Genomic DNA, 24426 nt, shown 5'->3' with positions numbered 1-24426 from the left:
GTATTCAATATTAGGGAGGGGCTATGGCACAAGTCTTAAAAGATCAAATCAGGGAGAATATACTCAATGCCGGACTGGAAGAGTTTTATGTCCATGGGTACGTCCGTGCTACAATCCGCGGCATTGCTGACAGGGCAGGGATTCCTGCCGGTCTTCTTTACTCCTATTATAAAAATAAAGAAGCCTTGTTTGATGAGATTTTAAGACCAGTGTGCTTTGACTGGAAACGGGTCATGAAGGATGAAAGATCTTCGGATCATCGGGGATATCAGTATTTGAGCCAGATGGAGGAAGACTGTATCCGCAGTCTTTTCAGACACCGGAAGCAGTTTATCATCATGATGGATAAGAGTACAAAGACAAAATATGAGGGTGAGAAGGAACGTTTGGTCAGCGAGATCGAACATCATCTAAACTCACACCGGGATTTGTTAAGCCATTATGATCCGGTGTTTGTGCATATCATAGCCAATAATTTTGTAGACGCACTGCTGCAGACCGCATACCACTATGAGAGTGAGGAATGGGCGATGGAATTACTAAATAAGATATCAAATATGTATTTACAGGGAATCGGTTTTTGAACCGGTTCCTTTTTTATTGAACAATATTGAATCTATATTCAATATTAAATGCTATGATTTGACCGGAAAACAGTTCCGTTCAGATAAATAAATTTTGGAGGTAAGAAAGATGAAAGAAATGAACAAAAACAAAAATTTGCTGGGTGAGGAGAAGACAGCAAAAGCATTGCTGAAGCTTGGTATTCCAACTATGATCGGCATGCTGATCTCAGCTCTGTACAATGCGGCAGACGCTTATTTTGTAGGAGGGCTGGGAACCAGCCAAATGGGGGCTGTCTCAGTGGTTTTCCCCATTGTCCAGCTGGTGATCGGACTTGGGATGATGTTTGGGGCAGGGGCTTCCTCTTATATATCCAGACTGCTTGGGGCAAAAGAGTATGAACTGGCTGACCGGACTGCATCAACGGCTCTGTTTACAGGGCTTTTGACTGGAGCAGGCGTTATTGCCGGAATTTTGTTTTTCCTGACACCGGTATTATCCGGGCTTGGTGCCACGGAAACTATTCTTCCCTATGCCAGAGACTATGCTGTCATCTATGTGACAGGTTCAATTCTCAATGTATTTAATGTGACGATGAATAACCTGCTGACCGCCCAGGGAGCAGCCCGTTTTACAATGGCAGCCATGGTAACCGGAAGTGTTCTCAATATTATTTTGGACCCTTTGCTGATCTACGGACTGCACATGGGCATACAGGGAGCAGCACAAGCCACAGTGATTTCTCTGTGTGTTAATTCTTTTATGTATGTACTCTATATCATCAAAGGAAAAGGAGTGCTTCATCTGTCTGTCCGAAACATTACACCGAAAGTGGAAATTTACCGTGAGGTTTTAAAAATTGGGATTCCTGTACTTACATTTCAGCTGTTTGCCAGTATAGCGTTAGGATTGACCAATACAGCAGCAAAAGAATATGGGGATTATGCAGTGGCAGCTATGGGTGCAGTCAGCAGAATCACAACGGTAGGAGTTTATGTGGTTTTTGGTTTTATGAAAGGTTTTCAGCCATTTGCCGGTTTTAATTACGGAGCCGGACAGTACAGGCGTCTGAGAAAGGCAGTAAAGCTCTGTATTTTCTGGTCCACCGGTTTTTGTATTGTTATGTCGTTTATCTGTTTCATTTTCTCCGGACAGCTTGTCGGATTGTTTGGATCCGATCCTGAAATGATCCTGCTGGGCAGCCAGGCCCTGCGTTTGAATGCAGTCTTGCTGCTGACGTTCGGATTCCAGATGGTATATGCATCCCTTTATCTTTCAGCGGGAAAAGGCGGAGCAGGGAGTGTTTTAAGCCTTGGAAGGCAGGGGATTTTTTTCTTTCCTCTGATCCTCATTCTCCCGAAGCTGTTCGGGCTTTCAGGGATACTGTGGGCACAGCCGGCAGCAGATATATGTGCTGCCCTGGTGACGGTTCGGTTTGCATGGAAAATGAATGAAATATTGGGAATTGGTCCTGAAGACAGAGAAACTGTCGAATTGAGCTGAATTATATTGCTTTTATTATAGAAATTTACTAGAATAATATGTAAGCTTTATGATTCGAAAAATAATGTTTGACTGGATGAAAGGTCAAGAGCAGAGGAGGTTTGGTTTGACTTATGAAGAATATGATTCCTTAATCATTGGCCATGAACAAAGCATTTGTTATATAGCAGATGTTAAAACTTATGGGGTAATCCATCTGACGCGGGCTGCAATGAAAATGCTGGGAATAAATTCCCCGGAGGAGTATAAGGAGAAAAAATGCTATAAGTTAATACAAAATCTTGATGCACCATGTTCATTCTGTACGAATGACAAGCTGGTATTAGGCAAACATTACCAGTGGGAACATTTTAATGAGATGCTGAATTGCTGGCTGGCTGTTGATGATACTTTAATTGAAGTTGACGGCCGTTTATGCCGAATGGAACATGCCGTTGACATTACGGACCAAAAAGAAAAAATGCAGCGCATGTCAGATCAGCTGACACTGGACCAGATTCTTGTCAAGTGTATCCATACATTAGCTTCAAGTGATGATTATGACAGCTCTTTTCATAGTTTTTTAGAGCAGTTAGGCCGTTTTTACCGTGCCAGCCGAGCTTACATTTTTGAGTTTGATTTCGAACGCCAGATAATTAAAAACACTTATGAGTGGTGTGCACCGAATGTGTCTGCAGAGATTGACAATCTGCAGGAAATTCCTATGGAATATATTGAGGACTGGATAAAGCAGTTTCAGGAAAAAGGCGAGTTTTTTATTACTTCAGTCGGTAAAGAGATTGATGCAGAGTCAGAAGAATCACGTATTTTAAAGGATCAGGGAATCGAGAGCCTTCTGGCCGCACCTCTTTTTGACAATGGAGTAATCATTGGGTTTATAGGGGTTGATGATCCTACAAGATCTACGGATGATTTGACACTGTTGCGGGCATCGTCGGATTTTGTGAAAGAAGAATTAAAAAAACGCCATCTGATTAAAAGTTTAGAATTTGCATCATATACAGATATGCTGACCGGGTTACAAAACCGCAATAAGTATATGGAGGTCCTGAAGAGATATGAAAATGATCCGCCCGGATGTTTGGGGGTTATCTTTGCTGACGTAAACGGGCTGAAAATGATCAATGATATTTACGGACACAAATACGGGGACAGTCTGCTTGTTAAGGTGGCTTCTATTTTGAAGGAAGTCGGGGAGTCACATCTTTATCGAATAGGCGGAGATGAGTTTGTACTGCTGTTTGAAAATTTTGATAAAGATGAATTTTATGAGAAAGTAATTGATCTGAGAAAAAAATTTCAAGAAGAGGACTGTGACGTATCTTTAGGGTGTACATGGGAGAAAGGAGATACAGATGTCAGCAGTCAGGTTACCAAAGCCGATGAAATGATGTACGCTGAAAAACAGTCCTATTATAAACAGGTGCTGAGCAATGGACAGGCTGTCAGAGTCGGCATTGCAAGTGAGGTTCTTGAAGAAATAGCACAAAATAGATTTGTCGTATTTTACCAGCCGCAGATTAATATTAAAACGGGTGAGGTCATTGGTGCGGAAGCACTTGTGCGAAAAAAAGGGAAAGAAGATACATTGATTTCGCCTGATAAATTTATCTCTTATTATGAAATGGAAGGAGTTATACGGCATGTAGATTTATTTGTACTGGAAGATGTCTGCAGGACAATGAAAAAGTGGAAGAGACAGGGGATTACACTGAAAATTTCTGTGAACTTCTCCAGAGTCACATTAATGGAGCCGGATATCGTTGATGAAATTATGGACATCTGCAGCAGATATCATGTTTCACCTGATAATTTAACGATTGAAGTTACAGAAAGTATCAGCAAGATGGATCATGGCAGGCTTCAAACACTGATTGATGATCTGATCAAAAAAGGGTTTACGATTTCACTGGATGATTTTGGATCCCAATATTCCAATTTGTCAATATTAAATGATTTGAATTTTGATATAGTAAAAATGGATAAAACGCTGGTAGAAGGATTGGAAAGCAACTGTAAAAGCCGTGTTATATTAAAAAATGCAATTCAAATGTGTCAGGAACTTGACAGCACACATACATTGGCAGAAGGAATTGAGACTATGGGACAGCTGCGTCTTCTATCCGATTATTCCTGTGAATTCGGCCAGGGATTTTTCTTTTCTAAACCTGTATCTTTAGAGCAGTTTAATGAGCTCTTAAGTAAAAATTTAAAGAAATAAAATGAAATAGGAAGCCTAACTCTTAAGCCGGTGTAAGAAGTCTGTCACTGCAAAGGAAGCCATCTGCCCGGCAGATTCCCGATTCAGCGCCATAACTCTTCCGTAATATGGATAGTATATCAGATTGGACCAGAGAACCTCATACCCGCCTTTGTCATATTCTTCCGCAGTCGGCAGATAGCTGTCAATCCCGTTGGTGTATCCGTTCAGGAAAAATAGAGATTCTGCTGACTGATGCCATACGTCCAGTGCAATTTCACACATGATTTCATTGGGAACTCCGCAGAAACAGCCGCTGTTTAATATAAAATACTGAAATTCTACATCTGCTGTCTGAACTTGGATCTGCCGGCGGTGAAGTTTCCGGATTTCTGTAAGCCATCCGCTTCCGTCTATGCCGGCCTTGGCTTTTGCTTCATTTGCTATTTGATCTGCATATTCCAGCGAGGGGACATCAGCATCAAACTGGTGGGTTACAGAGAACATAGACAGACGGCGGACCGGCTCTGTTTTTAATCCAGCAATGACAGGAGCTGCGGAGTGAAAAACAGAGGCAGCCATGTTCTCCAATGCATCCATACTCTGCTGAAAATATAACTGTTTTTCAAAATCAGTGTAAGGCTTTTCTAAGGCATCCACGCCCTGAATCTCCATAAAAGCTGCATTCTCCTGTTGGAATCTTGGCCGGAGATTCCCGGATGCTCCCTGAACCATCATAACAGGACATCCGAAGGCTTCCGAAAGCTTTTGCCTTGTAAGAGAAAAATAATCAGAAGAAATTTTGTAATTATCACTGGTGAGCACATTAGCATGGGCGGACACTCTGAGAAGAAGAAAGGAAGGAACTCCGTCCGGATCTGACAGTTTTAAAATCCCAAGTCTGGATTCTTCAGGGGACGTTTCTGATCTTCTGTTTATGCCGATCAAATGATCCCCAATCCCCCAGGCGGCAAAGAACGGATTCATATTTATTGCCGCCTGCTTTGCCGCAGCGCAGATCTGACTGCAAACAAAGGAAAAGTAGGCGGGTTCCGCTGCCGCATTGGGTGCAGAATGAGTGTGAGAAAAACAAATCATAATCTTCTCCGTGGGAATCTTCAGTACTTTGGCCAGCTGCTTTCTTAAGCTGAGAGTCAGCTCCACTGTAAAGCCCAGGCTGTCCACTGTTGTCAGACAAACGGTTTCTCCGGGAGCCTGAATGATGAGAATCTGGGATTTCAAAGGATGAAGGATACCGCGGGAACTATTATCGGTTCTGGGAAATCCCACTAATTCTGCCGGCCTTTCAGGGGTAATATCAGCTTCTGAAAATCCGAAAGAAGCTGTGTTTTGATGTTGTTTCATAATTGACACCTCCTGTATCAAAAGATAGCAGAAGTGTGAGGAATCATCTATATCTCAGATCATACAGAATTGTTTTATACTTATGAAACAGATAGTTTAATATCACCTATAACAGCAGTCAATCAAAGAAAGCAGTGAATACCAAGATATGGATGATTCACTGCTTTCTGAGTTTATTTCAGTTCATTTATCTGCCATATACGATTTTCCGTATGGTGTGTACGGAAAGAAAGTACATGTCAGATAATTCTTCTATAGATTTTCCAGAATAAAAATCTTCACGGATGCATTGATTGCGCTGAGCAGTCCTGATCCGGCTTCCAGTCCTGTCGCCCCATTTTTTGTACTGGTCTTCTTTTTTCGGAATATACAGATAATCTCCCTGTACATAATCCTGAAGCTGTTCTAAAAGGGATGCGGGAAGAACAGAAGCTGCGTTTTGATATTTCATAATTAGCCTCACTCCTTAAACATTGTTGTTTCTGGATGCAAGGCTGTGAAAATAAGACAGCGCCTTTTTACTCCATACAGCCGGCGCTTCTTTCAGCAGGCCCTGCATGGAGACTGTCATCTGTCTTTCTTTTTTTGTTGATACACATAACGATCACCCCCTGTTATTTATAGCTCTGCATTTCCTGCAGGATGGAATCTTCACAGGAACGCATAGCGAGGATGGTTTTCTCAAAAAGTTCACTCAGCTCCCATCCGAGATTTTGGGCACCCTGTGAAATGATGTCCCGGGAGCATCCTGCGGCAAACTTTTTATCCTTAAACTTTTTGCGGATGCTGGATACCTTCATATCCTGTACACTTTTAGAAGGCCTCATCAGCGCAGCAGCCCCGATGAGACCGGTCAGTTCATCTGCAGCAAACAAAACTTTTTCCATTTGGTGGTCCGGACTGATATCGGAACAAATCCCATAGCCATGGGAACAGACAGAATGTATGATATCCTCTCCTGCACCGACTTCCCGCAAAAGTTCCGGGGCCTTTTGGCAGTGTTCTTCCGGATAAAGTTCAAAATCAATGTCGTGGAGGAGACCTGCAATTCCCCAGTACTCTTCCTCCTGACCATAACCAAGTTCATTGGCATACCATCTCATGACACCTTCCACTGTCAGTGCGTGCTGGATGTGGAAGGGCTCTTTATTATATTTCTTTAGAAGTTCTAAAGCTTCATCCCGAGTTAATGCCGTTTCCATTGAATCCTCCTTTGCTGTTATGATTTTTGTCAGTTGTTCTGGTTTTATTTTAGCACTTGAGATAGGGAAAGTAAAACAGTGTGGAATGGAAGTTTATAGCGGTATGATTGGGCAGATCTAAGTTTGACATTTACAGAGGGAGATATTAGAATTTAAGAAGGAATAATTCCAATTTGCAGATTTAAGACGAAAAATGTAAGACAGTATAGGTATTTTATGAGACATAAATATTTTTATTAGAAAGGAAACGTAGAAGCTTATATTTTCATAAGCATCATACAAGGAACGGATGTGGAGATTATAGTCAATGAAATAAAAGATGATATAGAAAGTTTACAATCTTTTCATGGAAAGTTAGAAAATAAATCTTCTAAAAAGGAACGGTCTGTTATGCTAGATTATCCGACAGTTTACATTCATAATTGGAAAAATGGAGAAGGCTATGAGGTATATGTTGGAGAATCAAACAACGTGCTGCAGAGGACAAAACAACATTTCGACCAGTCAGGAGATAAAACAAAATGGCAGTATCAACTTAAAAAGAAATCAGCCAGGTTATATATCATCGGATATGATCATTTTAATAAATCTTTTACTCTGGATATTGAAAATCGTTTAATGCATTACATGATGGGAGCAGAATCTGTCAAAAGGATGCACAATAAAAGGACAAATCCCCAAAACAGGTATTATCCGGATTGTGAGGCAGATGCCATCTTCCGAAAAATCTGGAATGATTTAAGAAAAAGAGATGAAGTTTTATTTCCAGCAGAAAGTTCTATAAAAGATTCAGCCTTTTTTAAAGCATCACCATTACATAAGCTGACGCAGGAGCAGGAAGAAATAAAAGAAAAAATAATTGAGAAGGTTTTTACCGCATTTGATAAGAACAAACGGGGGCAGTTTATTTTTATTGACGGAGAAGCCGGGACAGGCAAAACTGTTCTCAGCAGCAGCACTTTTTATGAAGTATTTCTGAAGGCAGAAGAACGAAAAAAAGAAAATCTGCAATGTTATCTACTCGTAAATCATGATGAGCAGATTAATGTCTATAAACAAATTGCCGGGAAACTGGGTCTGAAGAATAAAGAAGGAAAAGAAGTTGTATGCAAACCAACGTCATTTATCAACAACCATTCAGAGGATGAGCCAGTTGATGTAGCATTTATTGATGAGGCTCATTTATTGCTAACACGTGGGAAATAGTCATACCGAGGAAAAAACCAGCTTGAGGATATTATAAAAAGGGCCAGGGTTACGGTGATTATGTTTGACGAAAATCAAATATTAACTACAGAGCAATATTGGGAAGAACAGATCTTAGATAAATATCGGAAGAAAGCAAAAAAGAGCGGAAACTATTTTGAATTGACAAAACAGATGAGAATGAATGCATCGGATGAAACAATTTCTTGGATCGATAATTTTACAAAGAATAAAAGTCTGTCAGAAATTCCAATGGATAAGACCGGATATGAAATAAAAGTTTTTGCTCAGCCATCGGAGCTTGAGGCAGCAATTAAGAAAAAAGCGGGAGAACAGGAGCATAAATTATCCAGGCTCATTGCAACTTATGATTGGGAATACAGCCAGAATTCATCAATGGAAAAGAGAATGCAGAAATATTGGGAGGTAGTGATTGGTGATTGGCATAAACCATGGAACCGTGAGTTGTCAAAAGACATGGAAAGAAAACAAAAGCGGAAAAACAAAACACTTTCCTGGGCAGAGCAGCCGCAGACCATTGATGAGGTGGGATCCACATTTACAATTCAGGGATTCGATCTGAATTATGCAGGTTTGATTCTTGGGCCGTCCGTAAAATATCGTGACGGAAAAATTGTTTTTGATTCAAACAAAAGTTTTAACCAAAAAGCAAAACAAAATCGTAAATTATCAGATGGGACTAAAAAGAAATTCGGAGATACATTGATCCAGCATGAAGTGAGGGTTTTGATGACTCGGGGAGTTAATGGATTGTATATTTATGCTTATGATAAAGAGTTGAGGAAAGCTTTGGAAGAGGCTTCAAGGCAGGATCATTGAGTGGAACCAACTCCCCTCCAAAGTTATGATATAATGAGTAAACAAACAGGAGGGAAACATATGCTCCAACCAGAAATATTGATCGTAGAAGACGACAAGGATCTTGCAGAGATCGCCATAGATTACATGGAACAAAAGAAACTTGGATGTCTCCGTGCAGGCAGTGCAGAAGAGGCATTTGAAGCTTTGTACCTGCATCCAATCAGGCTGATTATCCTGGACATCAATCTGCCGGGAATGAACGGTTTTCAATTTATAGAAAAACTCAGAAAAGAAACACAGGTCCCGGTTATTTTCATCTCTGCAAGAACCAGTGATACAGATAAGGTAAAAGGGCTGATGCTCGGCGGAGATGATTACCTCTCCAAACCATATTCACTGGCAGAACTGCATTCCAGAGTTCTGGCACTGCTCCGGAGAACCTATGGATATTCCGTTTTACAGCCGCTCAGTTTTTCCGACATCATCATTGACCAGAAAAGGCAGACAGTAAAGAAAGCGGGCAGACCATTGGAACTGACCTTAAAGATGTATGAGCTGCTTGTTTATCTCGCGGCCCATCCGGGGGAGATCCTGACAAAAGAGCGGTTGTTTACAGAAATATGGGGGTATGGATCGGAATCCACGCCCTCCGTGCTGGCAGTCCATATCCGGTGGCTGAGGGAGAAGATCGAAAAAGATCCCTCGGATCCGAAGCATATCCTGACCGTTTACGGTAAGGGTTACCGTTTTGAGGAGTAGGAAATGAAAAAGCATTTTTTAAGAGTTGTCCTTGTGTCCTATATCTTGTTCCTTGTCCTTATATGTATAGGGGGATTGTACATAAAAAAGAATTCAAATCCTTCCAATAAGATGCTCCCTGTATGGAATGAGATGTTCCACGACCAATCTCTCACAAAAGCCCAGCAAGAAGCTTTATTAAAAAAGGCAGTGAGTTTATCCGCCGGAACAGGAAATCTGTCATTAGTAAGAGTGTACGGTACAGTCTGCGGCATACTGTTTGCAGGTATGTCGTGTTTTTTTCTGTACTTTTATTTTCATGATATACGTCCGATTTCCAGAATGGAACACTTTGCCGGGGAGATTGCTAAAGGAAACTTGGATTTTCCTTTAGCAGCGGAACGTTCTAAGACTTTTGGGGCATTTACCTGGGCCTTTGACTGTATGAGAACTGAAATCAGAGAAGCCAGAAAGAAAGAAGAAGCAGCCAAGGAGCAGAACAAAACAATGATTGCAGGAATCTCCCACGATATAAAGACACCGGTTGCCAATATCCGAAACTATTGTGAAGGACTTTCCATGAATCTGGACTCTTCTCCAGAGAAGCGGGAACGGTATCTTGAAACAATCATGAGAAAATGTGATGAAGTCAGTGCGCTGACAGATGATCTGTTTTTGCATTCCCTGAATGATATGGACAGGCTGGAAGTGGTGCCTGTACCAACGGACTTACAAGATATTTATGAAAGAGTGCTGTGTCCGCTTGGTGAGGCAGGGACAGCGGTATTTCCATGCGATGTGCGGGGGACAGTTTTTGCAGATGAGAGGCGTCTCATCCAAGTGATTGACAATATTCTTGGAAATGCCAGAAAATATGCAGAAGGGTTTCCGGCAGAGATCAAAGTTGAAGAACAAAAAGAGTATGTCATCATCTGTATCAAAGATTCAGGCCCTGGAATACCTGAGCAGGATTTCTTATATGCGAAGCAGAAATTTTACCGGGGGAGGAATGCCCTGGATCAGCAGGGAGCGGGGCTTGGACTGTATTTAAGTGATGTACTGATGAGACAGATGGAAGGGAAACTGGAACTGGAAAATAAAGCAGGGCTCCAGGTTTCTCTGTATCTTCTGAAAGAGAAGCAGGCTATTTAAAGACTTTTTAATATTTCTCTTGTTAGGATAGCAGCATAAGGAGGAGTAATACATGAAAACAATCATCGAGACATCAAACCTATGTAAAAGCTATGCCAGCGAAGGACAGCAGCTTCACGTCTTAAGAAATATTGACCTGAAAATTTATGACGGACAATTTACGGTTATTATGGGCCCCAGCGGTTCGGGAAAGTCGACTTTGCTTTATATGCTGAGCGGTATGGATCCAGCTACCAGCGGGACAGTTTCTGTCTGCGGAGAACCAGTACACAAAAAGAAGGACCGGGATACTGCCCGGTTCCGCCAGGAGACGGCCGGTTTTATTTTTCAGCAGATGAATCTCCTGTCTCATTTAACCTGCTTTGAAAACATTTGCACGGCGGGTTATTTAAAGAAAGGACGGAGTAAAAAGGAAACACATCAGGAGGCACAGGAGCTTATGGAGAGAACCGGTATCCCGGATCTTTCCCGGAGGCTGCCGTCGCAGATGTCCGGGGGCCAGCAGCAGAGATGTGCCATCGCAAGGGCTTTGATCAACTGCCCTAAGATCCTGTTTGCGGATGAGCCCACGGGTGCTCTTAATTCAGCTTCCGGCAAAGAAATTTTAGATCTGCTTTATTCTCTGTGCCGGGCAGGCCAGAATATTCTGGTTGTGACCCATGATTTAAAGGCAGCTTTAAGAGCTGACCGCATTTTGTACTTAAAAGACGGGAAGATCGAGGGAGAATTAAGTCTGCCGCCTTATGAGGAGGCAGGCGCCCCTATCCGGGAGAAACAGCTGATCGGCTGGCTGTCAGGAATGGGGTGGTAGCATGGGAATCTTTATGGTCATAAAAAATGATATCCGGAAGAGGAAAAGCCAGACGGTGATCTTAATTCTATTAAGCCTGCTGATCACCCTTTTGATGACCACTGCAGTATCCGTTCTGTGGCAGAGCAGGGAACAGTATGACCTCATGGCACAAAAGGTAAATGCCCCGGAAGTCATCAATATTTTTACAAAACAGCAAAAGCCAGAGGCGGAAAAAGTCTGTCAGAGTCTTAAAAAACAAACAGAAACGGAAGATGTCCAGAAGGAAGATATTTTTTTGCTGGGAGAAGACAACAGTGTCAGATTCGGCGGGAACCAATGGTTTTCAAACGGGATTATTATCCGGACAGTTCCTAAGAAGTATACCTTGACAGAAGGGAGCCTGCACACAAAAGGAATATATGTCCCTGTATCCTTGCAGTCCTCAGAACAGTTAAAGCTGCAGGATACCGTCACACTGCAGATGTCAGGGCAGAAAAAGAAGTATCCCATTGCAGGATTTTTTGAGGATCCCTTTTTGGGAGGAGCCATGACCGGATATAAGCAGCTTTTTCTGGATCAGGAGACCTTCCGTGAACTGATGAAATCACCGGGAGCCCAGCACTATCAGGCTGCTTTAGTCAGCCTTTGGACGAAAGCGGATGCCGGCACAAATTTTACTGCCCGGATGAAAACTTTGAATGAAAAGACAGGGTTTTCCAGAAGCGGTTCTCTGTATATGGAAAGCTCTATGATGAAGATGTCATCAATGATCCTTACAGACATTTTTATGGGACTGATCTTTCTGTTCAGCCTTCTATTACTGGTTATCATGCTCATTACCATCCGGTATCTGATTGCCTCGTCTCTGGAGGACGATTATAAGGAAATCGGTGTTCTGAATGCACTTGGTTACTCAAAGAGGACACTGGTATCGGGGAAGATGCTGTATATGATACTTTTATTTATTCTTGGCAGTGCAGGCGGATGTACCGGATCGGTATTTACCGTATCCCCGCTGGCGAGGTATGCCATGGACGGTTCAGGGATCTTATGGCACGGCGGTGTCCGCCCGGCACTAATCCTGGCCTCTGTGACTGTTATGGCAGCATTTGTGCTGCTGGTTTCCTGGCTCAGCCTTAAAAGAATTTATAAACTTTCTACCATACAGGCGATCCGCAATGGAAAGGAAGATATTTATTTTAAAAAGAGATATCAGGTTCCTTTGGAGCGTTTAGCATTTCTGCCGCTGCCGTTTAGAATGGCAGTGAAAAATGTATCCGTCCGTCTGTCTCAATATATGCTTTTGATTATTGTGTGCGGTTTTATGGTTTTTTCTTTGGTCAGCATTTCTGCACTGAACGAAAATATGAAGGACATTAAAAAAACAGCGGCACTGTTCGGAAACACAGACTCTGATATTTCCGTGTCCGAGACGCTTACGCCGGGTACAGAGGAAAACGACAGTTTTGAGAAATTTATGAGGGCCATGGAGCAGGAAAAGGATGTCCGGTCTGTTTATTCGTCAGAACATGAATACGTGGATATGGACGGGCAGAAGATGCTCCTGTCCGTAATCAGCAGGTTTTCTGACGGAAATTATCAGGAGCCGCTTGATGGGCGGATACCGAAGTATGACAATGAGATGATGCTGACAGAAATATCTTCAAAATATCTCTCAAAAAATATTGGGGATACGGTACAAATCACTTATGAGGGAAAAGAGAAGAAGTACCTGGTGGTCGGATTGTATCAGTCTAGCAACGATGGGGGAAAAATCGGATGTATGACATTTGAAGGATTCCGTAAGATTGCTTCTGGCTACAGATACCATTCCTGTGAAATCCTTCTGAAAGATCAGTCAAAAGAACAAAAAGTGATAAAAAGGATTGGACAGATAGGAAAGAATGCCGGGCTTGATCTGAAGACAGAAAGTGTCAGAGACCAGATGGAAGGGATGATGTCAGATATCCAGAATGGAATTTTGGCTTTGGTTGTCCTGTTTTATGTTTTATGTCTCTGTATGTCGGGATTCATCACATTTCTTCTCTCTATGACATTTTTAAAACAGCAGAAAAGGGATCTGGCTGTCCAGAGAAGTCTTGGATATCAGGTCCGGCAGCTGAGGCTTCAGTTTGCCTTGGGCTTTGGAATCATTGGTTTGTCGGGGGCTCTGTTGGGGGTTCTGTCTGTACGGCTGTTCATGAACCGTATGTTTGGTGCTTTATTTGGCAGCATAGGTATTACAAGATTTCATGCGGAGATCACAGCAGCGGGTGTTGTAACTCCTGTGGTTATTCTGACGGTATTTTTAATCGCTTTCTCCTATTCAATATCCAGGGTAATAAAAAAATATGGAGTCAGACAGCTGTCAGAGGATGTGTAATAAGCTTAAGAAAAAAATGATTATTTAATGACAGTAAGAATATTAAACTAAGCAGGGATACTTATGATCCCTGCTTAATTTTTATGGGGTTTCTTCTTCATTCCATTTTGATGATACGTCAATAATGAGCGCTTGATAAGTTTTGATTTTTATAAGCAGAATCGAGTTGTAAGGAGCAGAAAAACTGGATATGATGGACCTGGGAGGTAGAACGATGCAGATTAAAAAAGAGGAAATCAGAGAAACAATACTAGAGAAGGCACAGGAAGAATTTCTGATCCATGGCTACGAAGGGGCCTCCATGAGAGTGATTGCAAAAAAAGCAAATACAACGATAGGCAATATCTATCATTATTATGACAGCAAGGAAGGCATCCTGGAAGAATTGCTGAAGGAGCCCATAGAAGGGCTTCACAAGCTTGTGAAGCAGCATTTTGAAAAAGAACAGCGGGTTTATACTTTGGAAGAACTCAAAGAAGCATTTACACAGATGGAGGATGTCTTTAAAGTAATGGAGGAGACGGAGCTTCAGTATATGATGGACAGACGGCTTCTTATTTTGTTTGACCTGAAAACAACACGTTTTTTAAAAGTCAAAGAATATTTTATAGGGCAGTTTAAGGAACATATGGCATGGCATCTGGGACTTGAGGACAGCGATTCGCCGTATGTGGATATTATCACTGAAATGTTTATTGCCTGCATCCGGCATGTACTTTTGCAGCATCAGGATTCCATAGAGGCCCAGAAAGAATTTATCAAAGTATTCCGTATGCTCTGTGCGGGACTGGTAATTAATCAGGAGAATAAGCCATGAAAATATTAGAGTTTTGTCATGTGAATAAAATTTATCATACAGGAATCAGTGAAACTTACGCGCTGAAAGATGTCTCTTTTTCCGTCCGGCAGGGGGAGTTTACAGTGATTCTAGGGCCCAGCGGAGCCGGAAAGTCAACCATCCTGAACATTCTTGGAGGGATTGATACTGCAGACGGCGGGAACGTCACGGTGTCAGGGCAGGAGATCACCGGCATGGGAGAGAAGGAACTGTCCAGATACCGGGCAGAGAAGGTCGGATTTGTTTTCCAGTTTTATAATCTGATTCCCACTCTGACTGTCAGTGAAAATGTAGCTTTAATGGGAGAACTCAAAAAGGGGGCCATCCCTGCAAAAGAAGCATTGGAGAGAGTGGGACTCCGGGGGCATGAACATAAATTCCCGGACCAGCTGTCAGGGGGAGAGCAGCAGAGAGTTTCCATCGCCAGGGCGATCGCCAAGAATCCGGATATCCTTCTCTGTGATGAGCCCACCGGGGCTTTGGACAGTGAGACAGGCTGCCTGGTGCTGGAGCAGCTGTGGAAGCTGTGCAGGGCGGAGAAAAAAACAACACTGATCGTCACTCATAATGCAGGCATAGCACAAGCGGCAGATAAGGTCATCTGCGTTAAAAACGGAGAGATCACAGGCATCAAGACGAATCCGTCCCCTCTTAAGATAAGTGAGGTGGAGTGGTAATGCTTTTGATCAAAAAGACATTTCGTGATATCAGGAAAAATAAAGTGCAGTTTCTGGCTATTTTTCTTATGATGTTTTTTGGCTGTTTTCTATTTTCCGGTATCACAGGGGAGTGGAACGGCCTTCAAAACAGCTGGAAGTCGTACATAGACCGGCAGGAGCTGGCGGACCAGTGGGCTTACAAAAAGGTTTTCTCCAAAGCAGAGATAGAGAAGCTAAAAAGCGACAAGCGGGTGGAAAAAGCGGAAGGCCGCCTTTTTCTTCCGATGAATCTGGAAGGAAAGGATAAAACATCTTTAGACTGCTATTTTGCGGAGACAAATGAGATATCCAGGCTTTATGTAAAATCAGGGGAAGCATTTGACAGCTCAAAAAAGGGAATCTGGCTGGATGAACTGTTTGCCAAAGAAAACAGCTGTAAAACAGGGGATATGATTACCATTGTCCAGGGAAACAGAAAGGTGTCCGGAAAGATTCTTGGTCTGGTTTTAAGTCCTGAATATATCTACAGCGCAGGAAATGATACCATGGCACCTGACCACAAAAACAGCGGATTTGCATGGATCAGCCCAAAGCTGTTCCCTGTATCCGGACCGCTTCCCTATAATCAGATCGCGCTGAAAGCTTACAAATCTCATAAAGAGCAGAAGCTGGCCGGAAAGATTCTCGGAGATTACGGAATGACGGAAGTTTTAAAAAAAGATCACCCGGCAGTCTCCATGATCACAGATGAGATCAGACAGCACCAGTCCATCGGAGATATTTTTTCCGGGGCTTTTCTTCTCATGGCCTTAATGATCACGGTGACTACCATGCACAGAATGCTGAAAAATCAGAGAACGCAGATTGGCATTTTGAAAGCGCTTGGATTCTCAAAGCAAAAGCTTACACTCCACTATCTGACTCACAGTTTGCTGATTTGTGCTGCCGGTGTTGGACTGGGTTATATTTTGGGATACAGGATGCTTCCAGGGATGATTTATCGGTTTTTAAAAGAGATGTATATACTGCCCCGCTGGCAGGGAAGCCTTCCGTCAGCATTTGCAGTGCTGCCTTTGGGATGTATCGGTCTCTGTCTGGGCATCAGCCTGTTTGTCTGCCGGAACTATTTAAGGGGAACAGCGGCGGAAAGTCTTGGAGGGGAGGTACCGCCTAAGAGCAGCAGAAATCCTGTGAAGCTTTCCAGGATACTGTCTTTTTCCAGCCGGTGGAATCTAAGGGATATCAGCAGGAACCGTCTCAGGGGTTTTATGACTGTATGCGGAATCCTCGGATGTACGGCTCTCTTGTTCTGCGCTTTTTCTCTGTATGATACCTTTACAAATCTTTCAGACTGGACCTTTCACAAACAGCAGTCCTACCAGTGTAAAATCACTGATCTGCCGGATAAAAAAGGGCAGAAGGATCTGCTGCAAAAGACGGACGGAGAATATCTGATGGAGGGGACGGCCGCTGTCAAAAAAAGCGGAAAACAGAAAGAGGTGAGCTTAACTGTCCAGGAGTCAGCCAAGTATCTCAGACTGGCAGTGAAGCTTGATCAGTTTACAGAGATCAGGGATGGGATCGCTGTGTCAAAAAAGACTGCGGATCAATTAAAGATCAAAAAGGGGGATACTGTTGTGTGGAAGGTATCCGGAGAGAAAAGAGAGATCCGCTCCAAAGTACGGGCAGTTATACGGACACCATCCAGTCAGGGTATCACGGTAATGAGATCTGATTTCCAGAAATGCGGCATGGTCTTTAGACCGACGGCAGTCATTGGGAAAATACCGAAGAACGGATTTGGAAACTATGAAAAGCAATGTACAGTCTCCCGGCAGAAGGATTTAACAAAAAGTATGGATGACCTGATGGCGGGCATGGTAATGATGATCGGTATCCTGGTGTTTGGCGCCGTGCTTCTCGGCAGTGTCATGCTGTACAATCTGGGCGTTCTCTCCTATCTGGAAAGATACCGGGAGTTTGCCACCTTAAAAGTACTTGGATTTCAGGACAGCCAGATCCGGACCATCATGATTCAGCAGAATATATGGATCTGTGCGGCCGGAATACTTCTGGGGCTTCCGGCGGGGTACGGACTGCTCTGTTATATGCTCTCTACAGTCCAGGAGTCAATGGATATCCCGGTTTATATCCGGTGGACTTCCTGGCTGATTAGTGCTGTGGGAACCATGGTTTTATCTTGGTTTATCAGCCGTGTGGTATCGGGGAAAATACCAGGGATTCAAATGGCAGAGGCATTGAAGTCAAAAGAATAACAGATATCCGTGCAGATTAGAAAACCGGCACAGCAGAAAAGCTGTGCCGGTTTATATGTTGGTGTTACAGAACTGCCTGCTCCGCATGGGCCACAAACAGTTCCCTGACTCCCGGATATTCTCCGAGCCCTTTCATGACGCATTCTGTCTTTAAGCCCTCGGACAAAAACTGGCTGTACCAGGAATCAGGGTCATCTCCGGCCATATCGTGTCTGGCATGGTCTCCGGCCACAATCATAAAAGGTGCGAGGATTACTCTTTCCGGCTGGAATTCTTTTACCATCCGCATAAGGGACTGCATACTGGGGAAAGCTTCCACTGTACCCAGAAAAATGTTTTTATATCCCATATCTTTGAACCTGTAATCCAAAGCTGCATAGACCGTGTTTGCATAATGGGTTGTTCCATGTCCCATGAGCACCAGTGCATCCCGGTCAGACATCCAGGAAAATTCAGATGCCACAGCCTTTACTATTGCCTTATTATCTGACTCAGATGTGAGCAGAGGGTTTCCGAAGGATATAGAATGAAAGGAATCTTTACAGCGCCGGACATCCTCTTTCATCTGGTCGTTTTCCACTCCGTTGATGACATGGGTAGGCTGAACGGCTACATCTGTGATACCGTCATTTTTCATCCGTTCCATGGCTTCGGAAACGGTATCAATATGCAGGCCGTCTCTTCTTTTCATCTTTTCAATAATCATGCGGCTGGTCCATGCACGGTATATTTTATGTTCAGGAAAATGTGTATCCAGTGTATGTTCTATGGCCTCGATTGTTTTTTTTCTTGTGTCTTCATAGCTTGTGCCGAAACTGACGGCTAAAATTGCTTTCTTTTTTATCTGATGCATGATGTTCCTCCCTGAATAGAATTCATCGAATTCCATCAATTATATGTTCCAGTTCTGAAAGATTTCTGGGAACCGGCGTGTCTGCTTTTATGATCCCTTTTCTGTACAGACTTTCAAATATGGTGAGTACAGCGGGCCGGGAAAGATTTGCCGCCTCAAGGGCTGGCCGGTCAGCAAATACCTCCGCCGGAGATCCTGATTTTAGAACTTTTCCCTGATGAAACAGGATCACCTCATCTGCCCATGCAAATGCATAATCAGAGTCATGAGTTGACAGAAGAACGGTGATGCCGGCTTTCGTCATTTGGTTTATGGTTTTGTTCACAAGAGCGGTGTGCCTGGAATCCAGGGCCGCAGACGGCTCATCCAAAATCACAATGTCCGGATGCATGACAAGAATATCGGCAATGGCAACCTGTTTTTTCTGGCCTCCGCTCAAAGCATGAGTCGGACGGTCCTGAAACTCTGTGATGTCAAGGGCATCCATGATCTTTTCTGTTTCCTTCAGTGCAGTTTCACTGTCAACCCCGAGATTTAAAATGCCGAAGGAGATTTCCTGCCGGACATTGGCTGAAAACAACTGGTTATCAGGGTCCTGAAATACAATGCCGACCTTGCTTCTTAAATTTAGCAGGCTTTTCTTATCATAAGAATATGGAGTTCCTCTAAAAGACAGGGTCCCTTTCTGAGGCCTTAAGATTCCGTTCAGACAGAGAAAGAAGGTAGACTTTCCGGAACCGTTGGCTCCCATGACGGCAGTTTTTTTCCCTTGTTTGATGTTCAGGGAAAGCCCGTTTAAAGCAGGAGCATCCTCTCCGTCATATGTATAATTCAGATGGTCTGCCTGTATAATAGATTCAATTTTCATCCGTAAATTTTCCTTCCTATCTTCCTGTAATGAGAAACAGCAGAACAAGTTCAAAGATTATAATATACACGATTTCTTTCTTTTTAGGCGGAGATTCCTCCAGAAGGAGCCGAATGGTCCCGTCATAGCACCTGGATTCCATAGCATCGTACAATCTGCCGGACCGCTTCATTGCCCGTATGAGCAAGGCAGATGCCATACCTCCGAACGAATGGACTGCAGTCTTAAAATTCCGGCTGGACAGCCTGGCTTCCTGAGCGGTTCTTATGGATGAGGCTTCGGCCATCAATATAAAAATGAACCTGTAAATCAGCATGAACAGTTCTATCAGCAGAGATGGGCAGTGAAATTTCTGTAAGATACTGATCAAGTCTGTGACCGGGGTGCTGAGGGAGAGAAAATACAGGCATGATACCGAAGCAAAGGCAGAAAGAATCAGCCTGAAACCGAAAATCAATGACTCTGTACTTCCTGTAATATAGTAAGAACCCGCCGGCACTGCATAAGCGTCCAATGGGGTTTTGGAGATATTTACGAGGACTGCCGCTGTGCTTAAGACGAGAAAGGCTGCGGGAAGCCGCATCAGTTTCATATACCGGCGGAGCGAAAGCCCGCCTTTCTTAACAGTCAGCCATCCGAAGCAGATCAGGACCAGGATAGAAACAGAAGCGGATCTGCTGAGGATACAGAGCAGAAGTGTTGTCATGGAAAAGATAAACTTTTCCATGACGTTGACATTTCTGAGTCCGGACCGATAGCAGAATTGGTCAATCAGCATTGTTTTCTGCCTCAGCTGCAGAAATGAGCCGCTTCCTCTCCCTTAAGCGCCCCAGATTATATGCAATAATCCCGACTCCGATCCCGGTCTGCACACAGAACAGGAGACTTTCCACTTCTCCGGGAAGTTCTCCGTCAATGAATGTTTCCAGGACGGGTGTGAACCAGGGTTTATATTCCTTTCCTTCAATCTCTGATATCATGACGCTTCCGGCATCATCTGAGCCTCCGAATTCAGCACCTTTCAGGGCAAACAGAGGAACTGCAGTGATGAAGGCGGCCAGCAGAAGCAGGATGATGACTTTCGTCTTATCACTTTTCATACGCATGTCCCTCCTTAATAAAACTGAGCAGTTTAAGTTCAGGGCGGGCATAGGACTCCAGTGCAATTATAATTGCAACTGTCAGTAATCCTTCCACAATGGCAAGAGGAAGCTGGGTCGGAGCAAAAACTCCGAGAAATTTCAGTGCAGAAGCCAGGAATCCGCCTTGCTCTGACGGATATGCAAGTGCTAACTGGATACTGGTAATGCAGTATGTAAAAATATCCCCCAGCATAGCAGCTAAAAAGACGCTGAACCTGCGGTTTATCCCGCATTTATTACAAATCTTATAGATTGCAAATGATAAAAACGGCCCTGCAACAGCCATGGAAAAAGTATTTGCACCGAGAGTGGTCAGTCCCCCGTGGGCTAAAAGGACTGCCTGGAAGATCAGTACGATGATGCCCAGAATGCTGACGGCTGCAGGCCCGAAAAGAATGGCTCCAAGTCCGGTTCCTGTCATATGGGAACAGCTTCCGGTTACAGAAGGGATTTTTAAGGAAGAAATAACGAAGATGAACGCTCCTGCCATAGCAAGTATTGTCATCAGCCGCCGGTCTTTGCTGACCGTTTGTTTGATGGAGAAGAATCCTGCGGCCAGGAAGGGAAGGCATAATGCTCCCCAGGCAATGCAGAATTTCGGAGGAAGATATCCTTCCATAATATGCATGGCACTGGCTGTGCGGCCGAAGCCGAAGATGACAGCTGCCGCCAATGCAGCGGTTACAATGATTCGTTGTTTGTTTTTCATGTCTGCTCCTTTCGATTCACAAATGTGTTTCAGCGGAAAAACATCCCGCCAAAAACGCCAGTTTTTTATAAACAAAGCGGACGATCCACCTCATCTCCCCAATCCCTCGCTCTTTGAGGGGCTTGTGCGCATCCTGCAGGGAATAAATAAACTGACGTACCGAATATAAGCGCTGGAGGGTGCGAAACCTCCGACGGTATATTCTACACCAGCCGTCTTTCGCGGACCGGTGTAAATCGCATGCTTACGGCAGGTCTTCTGACTCAGGCCTCACTGCGGCATTCCGCCTTCCCGGTTTCCCAGTGACATGATTGAAATGCAGCTCTTCCTATACAGCGGCGGGACCGTGCGGGATTCACACCCGCTTTCCTATTCTCCTCTATAAATAAAGGCACCTGTAAACATTCAATTTCTCCCATTCTACCGAGTTGTTAGAACCTTGTCAATATGCTATGATGGAAATAAAAAGGAGTAATGACGGATGAAGACGGGAAAAGTATGGCTTGCCGGCGCAGGGCCGGGAGCAGTTGGTTTGCTGACCATAAAAGCAGCGCAGGTATTAAAGACAGCAGATGTGATTGTTTATGACAGTTTGGTGGGCCCCGAGGTTTTGTCGGTACTTCCCGGACGGGCAAGATATATTTATGTAGGGAAACGTGCCGGATGCCATACAATGCCCCAGGAAGAGATCAGTCAGGTGCTGGTCCGGGAGGCTGAAAACGGATATTCTGTAGTCCGGCTCAAAGGAGGAGATCCGTTTATGTTCGGCAGAGGGGGAGAGGAACTGGAACTTCTCAGACAGCATAACATTCCGTTTGAGGTTATTCCGGGGATTACATCTCCGGTTGCAGTGCCTGAATATAACGGAATTCCGGTGACCCACCGGAATCTCAGTTCTTCTCTGCATATTATCACAGGACATAAAAAAGCCGGTGCAGAATATGATATTGATTTTGAAGCCCTGGTAAGAATGAAAGGAACACTGGTATTTCTCATGGGCATCTCATCACTTCCGGACATTGTAAGATCACTGATCTCGGCAGGAATGGACCCTCAGATGCCGGCTGCAGTTCTCTCAAAGGGAACGACGGCAGGACAGAAAAGAGTTTTGTCACCCCTTTCAGAATTGGAGGAAGCGGTACGCAGAAGCCGGCTTGAAACTCCGGCCGTTATTGTTGTAGGCAGGGTATGCAGCCTTTCAGAAGAATTTGCGTGGTATGAAGATCTGCCTCTGGCAGGGTGCCGCATTCTGCTGACCCGTCCAAGAGATCTCATTTCAAAGACTGCCGCTATGTTCCGGGAAAAAGGAGCGGAGGTACTGGAAATGCCGTCGATTTTGATTAAGCCGAAAGAGGACCAGAGACGGCTCTCCCAGTCACTGGAAAACATAGGCTCCTATGATTGGATCGTGTTCACAAGTTCCAATGGCGTCAGGATCTTTTTTGAAGAAATGAAAAAACAAAAAAAGGATATCCGCATCCTCGGCAGCTGCAAAGTGGCTGCCATCGGGAAGGGAACAAAAAATGCGCTTAAGGAGAGGGGGCTGTTCTGTGACCTGATGCCGGAAATATATGACGGAGTTTCTCTGGGCAGGGCACTTTGTAAACTCCTTTCAGGAGGCGAACACATTTTAATTCCCCGGGCGGCTTCCGGAAACCGGGAATTGATCAAGATTCTGCAGGAAAAACCCGGAGTCCAGATTGATGATGTGGCAATTTATGAGACCTGCCATGAAAGCTGGAAGCTGGTTCCTGTGAAAGAAATGATAGAGACAGGAGAAATCCACTGGGCAGTCTTTACAAGTGCTTCAACGGTGAGGGGCTTTGCAGCAGCCCTGCCGGACACTAACATCCAGGACATCAAAGCGGCATGTATCGGAGAACAGACAGCTAAAGCGGCCAAATCTCTTGGCATGGATGTATACACATCAGACAAGGCGGACATGGAAAGCCTGGTGCGTCTTGTCACGGAGCATCAGAAGGGAGGCATTCATGGATAAGAAATCAAAGAACTATCAGTTTTTCTGCCATAAAGACTGTGAGTTTTTTCCCTGCCACAGGACATCTGACCCGGATAATTTTAATTGTCTGTTTTGCTACTGTCCGCTGTATATGCTAGGAAAGGACTGCGGCGGTAATTTCAGCTATAAAAACGGCCTGAAAGACTGCAGTCAGTGTCTGCTGCCTCATAAAAGAGAAAACTATGGCTATTTGACCGGGAAATTTTCTGATATATCGGCAGCAATGAGTCCTGAAAGGCATCAGTGATGGGAAGGAGACTGTTCTTTTAATACTTTGCTCATTCTGCTGATTTCATCCTGCTGTGTTCTGATAATCTTTTGGGCCAATTTGACAGTATCTTTCTGTCTGGTGTATTTAAGAACCAGTTTTGACATATCCACCGCCATCTGATGGTGCTGGATCATACCCTCTGCAAACGCCTCATCAATACATGACGGATTGTCAGATGCTGTATGTCCGGAATGCGCCTGATGAAACATCTTCCGGTATTCCTTCATATAAGACGATGTTCTGCCGTTAGTACGATGACCGCGGGTGTTCAGTTTTTTGATCAGAGTTTTCATCTGTTTGATCTCATCCCTCTGTACAGTGATGATCTCATCTGCCATCGGTTTTAATGATGTTTGGTTTCCGCCATGTTTTATATAGCTTTGAGCCATGGCTGCAGCAGATTCATGATGCGGGATCATTCCCTCCAGAAAATCAACAGCAGCATTTTCTGATGTTGGTATATCCAACATATCCTTCATCATTTTTTCCATGATCATATCCTGATCTTTTTTATATAAAGACAGGTTTTCTTCGGAAACATTTTTCGAATTTTTATAGCTGAAGGCTGCAGCCCACGCTGCAATGATGACAGCGAAGACCGCAATCCCAATGACCCAAATGTTTATTTTCTTTTTCATATACCGATCCTTTCATTCATAATCGTGTTTAGTATGACGCATAAAAAGTGAAATATGTATGACAAAATTCGACACAATAAGAAGAATTATCATCTTCTCCAACTGAATATGTGCTAAAAGATTTGGGAACATATATTTCAGCACCTAGTGGAATAGGAACTCTTTTGTATATAATAAAATACATGTACTTAAAACTACTGTAATCAGGCTGTGAAAGGATATGA

General features: G+C 43.8%; 21 protein-coding genes, 1 pseudogene and 1 riboswitch. Of the genes and pseudogenes, 13 read left to right on the top strand and 9 right to left on the bottom strand.

Annotation, left to right across the window (positions count from 1 at the left end):
* Positions 1-23: 23 nt before the first annotated feature.
* The 3 genes from KH180_RS03150 (at position 24) to KH180_RS03140 (ending at position 4288) form a co-directional block, all read left to right on the top strand.
* Positions 24-584: a TetR/AcrR family transcriptional regulator gene (locus KH180_RS03150; RefSeq protein WP_290756284.1), complete on the top strand. Its 561-nt coding sequence runs from the start codon at positions 24-26 to the stop codon at positions 582-584.
* A gap of 109 nt (positions 585-693) precedes the next feature.
* On the top strand, positions 694-2067 hold the full coding sequence (locus KH180_RS03145; RefSeq protein ID WP_290756282.1) for an MATE family efflux transporter: 1374 nt from the start codon (positions 694-696) through the stop codon (positions 2065-2067).
* Positions 2068-2173: 106 nt separating this feature from the next.
* Positions 2174-4288: a sensor domain-containing phosphodiesterase gene (locus tag KH180_RS03140; RefSeq protein WP_290756280.1), complete on the top strand. Its 2115-nt coding sequence runs from the start codon at positions 2174-2176 to the stop codon at positions 4286-4288.
* Positions 4289-4303: 15 nt separating this feature from the next.
* Here KH180_RS03140 and KH180_RS03135 read toward each other — a convergent pair whose 3' ends face one another.
* From KH180_RS03135 to KH180_RS03125, 3 genes are all read right to left on the bottom strand, one after another.
* Positions 4304-5632, bottom strand: coding sequence for a hypothetical protein (locus KH180_RS03135; RefSeq protein WP_290756278.1), 1329 nt, complete (start codon positions 5630-5632; stop codon positions 4304-4306).
* Positions 5633-5819: 187 nt separating this feature from the next.
* Positions 5820-6083: a CD3324 family protein gene (locus KH180_RS03130; RefSeq protein WP_290756276.1), complete on the bottom strand. Its 264-nt coding sequence runs from the start codon at positions 6081-6083 to the stop codon at positions 5820-5822.
* A gap of 163 nt (positions 6084-6246) precedes the next feature.
* Entirely contained in the window at positions 6247-6834 is a 588-nt protein-coding gene (locus KH180_RS03125) for an HD domain-containing protein (RefSeq protein ID WP_290756274.1), read from the bottom strand.
* 390 nt (positions 6835-7224) lie between these two features.
* Here KH180_RS03125 and KH180_RS03120 point away from each other — a divergent pair.
* From KH180_RS03120 to KH180_RS03085, 8 genes and pseudogenes are all read left to right on the top strand, one after another.
* A pseudogene (locus tag KH180_RS03120) lies at positions 7225-8880 on the top strand (DUF2075 domain-containing protein).
* Between the two features lie 60 nt (positions 8881-8940).
* The gene (locus tag KH180_RS03115; RefSeq protein ID WP_290756272.1) at positions 8941-9621 is read left to right on the top strand and encodes a response regulator transcription factor; all 681 of its coding nucleotides are present in this window, start codon (positions 8941-8943) and stop codon (positions 9619-9621) included.
* 3 nt (positions 9622-9624) lie between these two features.
* Complete coding sequence (locus KH180_RS03110) at positions 9625-10752, top strand: sensor histidine kinase (protein WP_290756270.1); 1128 nt, start codon at positions 9625-9627, stop codon at positions 10750-10752.
* Between the two features lie 52 nt (positions 10753-10804).
* Complete coding sequence (locus KH180_RS03105) at positions 10805-11563, top strand: ABC transporter ATP-binding protein (RefSeq protein ID WP_290756268.1); 759 nt, start codon at positions 10805-10807, stop codon at positions 11561-11563.
* A 1-nt stretch (position 11564) separates the two neighbouring features.
* Positions 11565-13928, top strand: a complete 2364-nt coding sequence (locus KH180_RS03100; protein WP_290756266.1) for an ABC transporter permease — start codon at positions 11565-11567, stop codon at positions 13926-13928.
* A gap of 214 nt (positions 13929-14142) precedes the next feature.
* Positions 14143-14745, top strand: coding sequence for a TetR/AcrR family transcriptional regulator (locus KH180_RS03095; protein ID WP_290756264.1), 603 nt, complete (start codon positions 14143-14145; stop codon positions 14743-14745).
* Positions 14742-15443 (top strand): ABC transporter ATP-binding protein, encoded by a 702-nt coding sequence (locus KH180_RS03090; protein WP_290756262.1) that lies wholly within the window; start codon positions 14742-14744, stop codon positions 15441-15443. The genes KH180_RS03095 and KH180_RS03090 overlap by 4 nt, the downstream gene beginning before the upstream one ends.
* Positions 15443-17701, top strand: coding sequence for an ABC transporter permease (locus tag KH180_RS03085; protein WP_290756260.1), 2259 nt, complete (start codon positions 15443-15445; stop codon positions 17699-17701). The genes KH180_RS03090 and KH180_RS03085 overlap by 1 nt, the downstream gene beginning before the upstream one ends.
* 64 nt (positions 17702-17765) lie before the next feature.
* On the opposite strand, the gene KH180_RS03080 is transcribed toward KH180_RS03085, so the two are convergent.
* From KH180_RS03080 to KH180_RS03060, 5 genes are read right to left on the bottom strand one after another with little or no spacing between them, the layout of a single operon-like run.
* The gene (locus KH180_RS03080; protein ID WP_290756257.1) at positions 17766-18554 is read right to left on the bottom strand and encodes a sirohydrochlorin cobaltochelatase; all 789 of its coding nucleotides are present in this window, start codon (positions 18552-18554) and stop codon (positions 17766-17768) included.
* Positions 18555-18576: 22 nt separating this feature from the next.
* The gene (locus KH180_RS03075) at positions 18577-19422 is read right to left on the bottom strand and encodes an energy-coupling factor ABC transporter ATP-binding protein (protein ID WP_290756255.1); all 846 of its coding nucleotides are present in this window, start codon (positions 19420-19422) and stop codon (positions 18577-18579) included.
* A 16-nt stretch (positions 19423-19438) separates the two neighbouring features.
* Positions 19439-20200, bottom strand: coding sequence for a cobalt ECF transporter T component CbiQ (gene cbiQ, locus KH180_RS03070; RefSeq protein ID WP_290756253.1), 762 nt, complete (start codon positions 20198-20200; stop codon positions 19439-19441).
* A complete protein-coding gene (locus tag KH180_RS03065) occupies positions 20190-20522 on the bottom strand; it encodes an energy-coupling factor ABC transporter substrate-binding protein (protein ID WP_290756251.1) in 333 nt (110 codons plus the stop codon). The genes cbiQ and KH180_RS03065 overlap by 11 nt, the downstream gene beginning before the upstream one ends.
* Positions 20512-21273 carry an energy-coupling factor ABC transporter permease gene (locus tag KH180_RS03060; protein ID WP_290756249.1) on the bottom strand — a complete coding sequence of 254 codons (762 nt, stop codon included), beginning with the start codon at positions 21271-21273 and terminating at the stop codon, positions 20512-20514. The genes KH180_RS03065 and KH180_RS03060 overlap by 11 nt, the downstream gene beginning before the upstream one ends.
* 231 nt (positions 21274-21504) lie before the next feature.
* Positions 21505-21688: riboswitch (cobalamin riboswitch) on the bottom strand.
* A gap of 66 nt (positions 21689-21754) precedes the next feature.
* On the opposite strand from KH180_RS03060, the gene cobA reads away from it, so the two are divergent.
* Together cobA and KH180_RS03050 are read left to right on the top strand one after the other, a co-directional pair.
* Complete coding sequence (gene cobA / locus KH180_RS03055; RefSeq protein ID WP_290756247.1) at positions 21755-23272, top strand: uroporphyrinogen-III C-methyltransferase; 1518 nt, start codon at positions 21755-21757, stop codon at positions 23270-23272.
* Positions 23265-23540 carry a cysteine-rich small domain-containing protein gene (locus KH180_RS03050; protein ID WP_290756245.1) on the top strand — a complete coding sequence of 92 codons (276 nt, stop codon included), beginning with the start codon at positions 23265-23267 and terminating at the stop codon, positions 23538-23540. The genes cobA and KH180_RS03050 overlap by 8 nt, the downstream gene beginning before the upstream one ends.
* On the opposite strand, the gene KH180_RS03045 is transcribed toward KH180_RS03050, so the two are convergent.
* Positions 23534-24202, bottom strand: a complete 669-nt coding sequence (locus KH180_RS03045) for a DUF305 domain-containing protein (RefSeq protein WP_290756243.1) — start codon at positions 24200-24202, stop codon at positions 23534-23536. The two genes, KH180_RS03050 and KH180_RS03045, sit on opposite strands and share 7 nt — an antisense overlap.
* Positions 24203-24426 lie beyond the last annotated feature (224 nt).

This window comes from Anaerostipes sp. (genome assembly GCF_018381315.1).
Taxonomy (GTDB): domain Bacteria; phylum Bacillota; class Clostridia; order Lachnospirales; family Lachnospiraceae; genus Anaerostipes.
This window is presented reverse-complemented; position numbering and strand designations above follow the sequence as displayed.